The organism is Azospirillum sp. B506 (assembly GCF_000333595.1).
Classification (GTDB): domain Bacteria; phylum Pseudomonadota; class Alphaproteobacteria; order Azospirillales; family Azospirillaceae; genus Azospirillum.
In genome coordinates this window covers 1-4,665 of record NZ_BADK01000050.1, presented here as the reverse complement: position 1 = coordinate 4,665, position 4,665 = coordinate 1, and the positions used below count along the sequence as shown (strand labels likewise).

The following is a 4,665-nucleotide window of genomic DNA, read 5'->3' as shown; positions in this document are numbered from 1 at the left end:
CAGCAGGCCGCGGCGCAGCGTGTCGGTGTCGGGCAACGCGGGCGGGCGGCGGCGGACCTCCTGCTGGGCCCGGGCCGGCTCGATCCCGGCGCGGGCGAGGTTGCCCAGAACCGCGGTCAGCACGGCGTCGCGCACCTGGGACAGCCGGGCGCCGTCGTCGGCCCAGAAGCGCGCCACATAGGAGATGCCGTTGGGTGTCACCGCATCGACCAGCACGTCGGGCCGCGGGGTGGGCAGCACGCCATCCGCGCACAGCATGGCCGAAAGCAGGATGCGCTTGGCGCGATCCACCGGGATCTCCTGGTCCAGCAGGATCGGCACGGTGGCGCGGAAGGCGGGGTTGGGGCGGCTGTAATTGACGAAGCGGCTGCCGGCGACGATGCCGTTCGGCACGACGATGGCGGTGCCGTCGCTGGCAATCAGCCGGGTGGCCCGCCAGTTGATCTCATCCACCCGCCCCGACACGCCGGGAGACAGCTCCAGCCAGTCGCCCAACCGGTAGGGATGTTCGATGTTCAGGGCGATGCCGGAGAAAATGTCGGCGATCATGTTGCGCAGCGCGAAGCCCAACACGGCGATGGCGACGCCGGAGGTCGCCAGCAGCCCCGTCACCGGCTGTTCCAGCACGAAGGCCAGGATCGCCAGCACCGCCACGCCATAGACGAAGAAGCGCAGCAGGTCGGCCAGCAGCCGCGGGATGCGCGGCGGTCTGGGCGTGCCGTCGGGGTTCGGGCCGCCATTGCCGGCCGCCAGCAGGTCGATCATCTGCGCCCCGCCCCAGGCCGCGACCAGCCAGGCGGCCGATGCGACGACCATGTCGAATCCGTCGCTCAGCGACGGGCCGACAAAGGGTTCCAGATGGCCGTGCAGCCAGGGTTTGGCGGCGACCAGCGCAGCCAGCAGGGTCAGGACCAGGGCAGGGGCGGACAGACGCCGCAAGGCGCGCATCGACGGGGTTCTCCTCGGCGGCCGGCCATGGGGGCCGGGCGAGGGCGACGATGGCACGAGCAAGCGGCGTCCCGTCAAGGATCCAATTGAAACCACCCAATCGAATCAGGGGTTTGACCCGTCAGACCGTCACCGCTTGCGTCGGTCCCGGCGGATAGCCCATCACGAAGCCGCGGATCACCGGGTCGGTGCCGGCGACCGTGCCGGCGAAGACATAGGCCCGGCACAGGACCGCCAGTGCGGTCTCGGCATCGCCGCTTTTGTGCCGGAAGGCAGCACCATCGCGCAGTTCGGCAAACTCGCCCTGCCAGAAGGACGGGTCGTCCAAGGGGCCGAAATTCATCGCCCAGAAGCCGAAGACCCGGCCCGGTCGTTCCCACTGCCGCAGCACCGCTATGTTGCGGTGCCGTTCGTCATGGGAAATGCACTCGAACAACCGAGTGACGGTGTCGGGTTCGCCTTCGAGGACTTGAAGAAAAGTCCCCTCATGTTCGACAAGGAAACCGGTGACGTCCAGGCGCCGATTGTTGGTATAGCTTCGTACACAAATGTCAGCAAGAGCTGAGAAGGGCAGCAGGGGCAGCGCATCGCTGCGATAAAGCAAACTCAGCATCGGCCTCCTCCCACTTTTATTAGGAAAGTGGGGCGAAATCGGACGGGTGTTAACCCTTTCTTTGGTAGAGCCGATGTCGCAGCCGCTGGACATAGTCCGAACCGGATGGCCGTTAACGGCAGGTGCGGAAGGCACCCATGTCCGGGTGGAAGTGGTTGCGGTGCGCCTCGTTGTGGTCGGACCCCAGCATCTTCCGCCCGTCGCGCCTGGCCGCCGCAGGAGCCTCGCCATCACGAGACCCTAACGGTCGAGCAGCCCGTGCCGCCGGTGCCAGTCCTCCAGTGATTCCTCAGGGTAGCGGGCGAACTGCACGTCGTCGGGGCCTTGTGGCACCTCCACCCACGGTGCCTTGAAGTCCAGCATGATGTGGACCCGTTCCGGCGGGGTGGGCAGCGGTGTGTCGATGGCCGAGGCGAAGGGATGGACCAGCTCCGGCCAGGCCGGATCCTCCGCCCACAGCGCCGTGCCGCACTGCGCGCAGAAATGCCGGCGGGACGGGCCGGGGTGGGTTTGGCCGGGGTGGTTGGGGTCCTCGATGGGCGCCCGCCACACCGCCACCGCCTCGCGCCCCTCGACCTCCAGCGTGTCGGCGTCGCCGCCCAGATTGATGGCGTATCCGCCGCCGCCGGCGCTCTTGCGGCAGATGGTGCAGTAGCAGCGCATGTAGGGCACAGGTGTCGGCGAGTTCAGCGTAAAGCGGACGGCGCCGCAGCGGCAGGAACCGGAAAGCTTCATGGCAGGAGACTCCGCGGAGATGAATGCCCTCTCCCGCCTCTCGCACAAACTTCGTTTGTGCTGACGGCGTCAGGCGGATCGAAGATCCGCTGAGAGCCCCGGGAGAGGGACGGTCCCCACCGGAGGTGGGGAGGATGAGGGGAAATCCAAGAATCCCGAACGGAATGGTTCCTTGGAATCCCCCTCACCCCTCCCTCTCCCGGAGCGGGAGAGGGGGCTTTCCCATCACCTTCGCGACCGTAAGCGAAAATCCGACGGCCGCTAACACTCAGACATCGGCGGCATCCATTCGGCGAATGAAAACGACTGCCTGGGATACAGGCACATTCGCAAAATGGTCTCTCTTACCTTCTTACCTTCCGCAATGCGCGGGAGGTCGACACACAAACCCTTCCACCCCGAAGAGCGGAAGCTACCCGACATCACCCCATGATGTTCTCGTCCGCCATGCGGCGAGGCATGTCGGTTTGGTGCTGGCGGTCCTGCTTCGGCGCCTTGGTGACGCTGAAGCCGATTCCCGACAGCAAAAGGACGCCCAACGAGGCGACGGTGACGATGTTGCAAAGCATAGTGACAGACCCTTTCCCTAACCTCTTGCGGCCGCCCATTTTTGCCGGACGGCCGGACCCTTATTGTGCGGTTCCTGGGCAATAGACGCCGGGAACCATTTCTTTCTTCCGTGAGCCGGGCCGGGAAGAGGAAAAAATAATCGTCCGCGGTTCGGACTGTATTTACTTCCAGCACCTTGCCAGCGCAGGCTCTGCGGAGCGGTCACATAGTCCTGCGACTGCGAACTGGCAACGGAAGCCGGCGAAATGTCCGCGCAGCTCAGGTTAACGAAATTGTCATGTCACGGGGCGGGGGAGGGGATGCGTCGCTACGCCGCATCGCTGCCGGCCGGGGAACCCGTTGAACCTGCACCGATTTCCGCCCGCCGCAGGCTGACCGTCACCTTCAGCCCCCTGCCATCCTGACCGGCGTCGAGCCGCACCGCCGCCCCCAGCCGGTCGGCCAGGGCGCGGACGATGGCCAATCCCAGCCCGCTGCCGGTACGCGGCGGTTCGCCCGGACGGTCGAGGCGATAGAAGCGTTCGAACACCCGCTCCCGCTCGGTCTCCGGAATGCCGGGGCCGTCGTCCTCGACCTCCATCACCGGTTTCGGTCCCGCTCCGACCCGCACCGTCACCGTGCCGCCCGGCCGGTTGTAGCGGATGGCGTTGTCCAGCAGGTTGCCCAGCAACTCCCCCCCCAGCACCGGATTGCCGGCGACCCGCAGCGCCGTCCCGTCCTCCGGACCGTCTATGTCCAACTTCTCGAACCGCACCTCGACATCCAGGGCCAGCGCCGCCGGCACCTGTTCCGCGGCGACCTCCATCGCCACCTGCAGCAGGTCGGTCACCTCGGGGGCCGTGGGGACCACCGGCGCATCCTCGTCGGCGCGGGCCAGCGCCAGAAGCTGGACCAGCAGCCGCTCCAGCCGCTTCACCGCCCCCTCCACATCGTCCAGGGCTGCCCGTCCCTCCGGGCTGTCGGTGCCGAAACGGCGCAGCAGCGCCAGATGGGTGCGCAGCACCGCCAGCGGCGTGCGCAACTGGTGCGAGGCGTCGGCGGTGAAGCGCCGCATCGTGCCGATGGACTGGTCCAGCCGCGCCAGCAGCCCGTTGATGGCGACCACCAGCGGCATCACCTCCGCCGGCACCACGGCCAGCGGCAGCGGCACCAGCGCGATGCGCCCGCGCGCCGAGCGGGCGTCGATCACCCGCCGCAGCCGCCCCAGCGGCGCCAATCCGCGCCCGACCGCCCCCCACACCAGCAGTCCGCTGCCGCCGACCAGCGCCAGCTCCAGCAGGGTCAACCACAGCAGCAGGTTGACCTCCACCGCGCGGCGTCCCTCCGTCGTTTCCGCCACCTGGACCAGCACCGGCTGCGGCACGCCGTAGAGCCGCCGGACCTGGGCCGCCACCCGCACCGGATGGCCGTGATAGGTCGCGTCGCGGAAAACCGTGAGGTTGGTCGGCATCGCCGCGATGTCCGGCAGCGGCAGGTCGAGATAGCCGGTGATCACCCCGCCCTCATGGGCGACGTTGTAATAGATGTTGTCGCGCGCCTGGCTTTCCAGCATGCCGAAGGCTACGGCCGGCAGGTCGACTGTCACCTCGCCGTCGTCGTCGCCCACCGCCAGCCGCTCGGCGATGGCGAGCGTCGAGCCGGCGAGCAGCCGGTCATGGGTGGACTGGACGAAGCCATGGATCAGCGCCGCCCCGCCGACTCCCAGCCCAACCGCCAGCGCCCCCAGCGGCACCAGCAGCCGGGTCAGCAGCCGGCGGCGCAGGGACGGCACCCGTGCCGCCCTGCCTCCGCCATCTCCC

The 4,665-nt window shown here is 68.1% G+C and carries 5 protein-coding genes; all 5 read right to left on the bottom strand.

Annotation, left to right across the window (positions count from 1 at the left end):
- The coding region (locus I71_RS01440) for a mechanosensitive ion channel family protein (protein ID WP_042689186.1) at positions 1–948 on the bottom strand (948 nt) is incomplete at its 3' end.
- Between the two features lie 121 nt (positions 949–1,069).
- Positions 1,070–1,654 (bottom strand): BLUF domain-containing protein, encoded by a 585-nt coding sequence (locus tag I71_RS35480; RefSeq protein ID WP_244433552.1) that lies wholly within the window; start codon positions 1,652–1,654, stop codon positions 1,070–1,072.
- A 147-nt stretch (positions 1,655–1,801) separates the two neighbouring features.
- On the bottom strand, positions 1,802–2,296 hold the full coding sequence (locus tag I71_RS01430) for a GFA family protein (protein WP_042689179.1): 495 nt from the start codon (positions 2,294–2,296) through the stop codon (positions 1,802–1,804).
- A gap of 422 nt (positions 2,297–2,718) precedes the next feature.
- The gene (locus I71_RS38685) at positions 2,719–2,865 is read right to left on the bottom strand and encodes a hypothetical protein (RefSeq protein ID WP_170307224.1); all 147 of its coding nucleotides are present in this window, start codon (positions 2,863–2,865) and stop codon (positions 2,719–2,721) included.
- A 308-nt stretch (positions 2,866–3,173) separates the two neighbouring features.
- The coding region (locus I71_RS01425; RefSeq protein ID WP_199902080.1) for a sensor histidine kinase at positions 3,174–4,665 on the bottom strand (1,492 nt) is incomplete at its 5' end.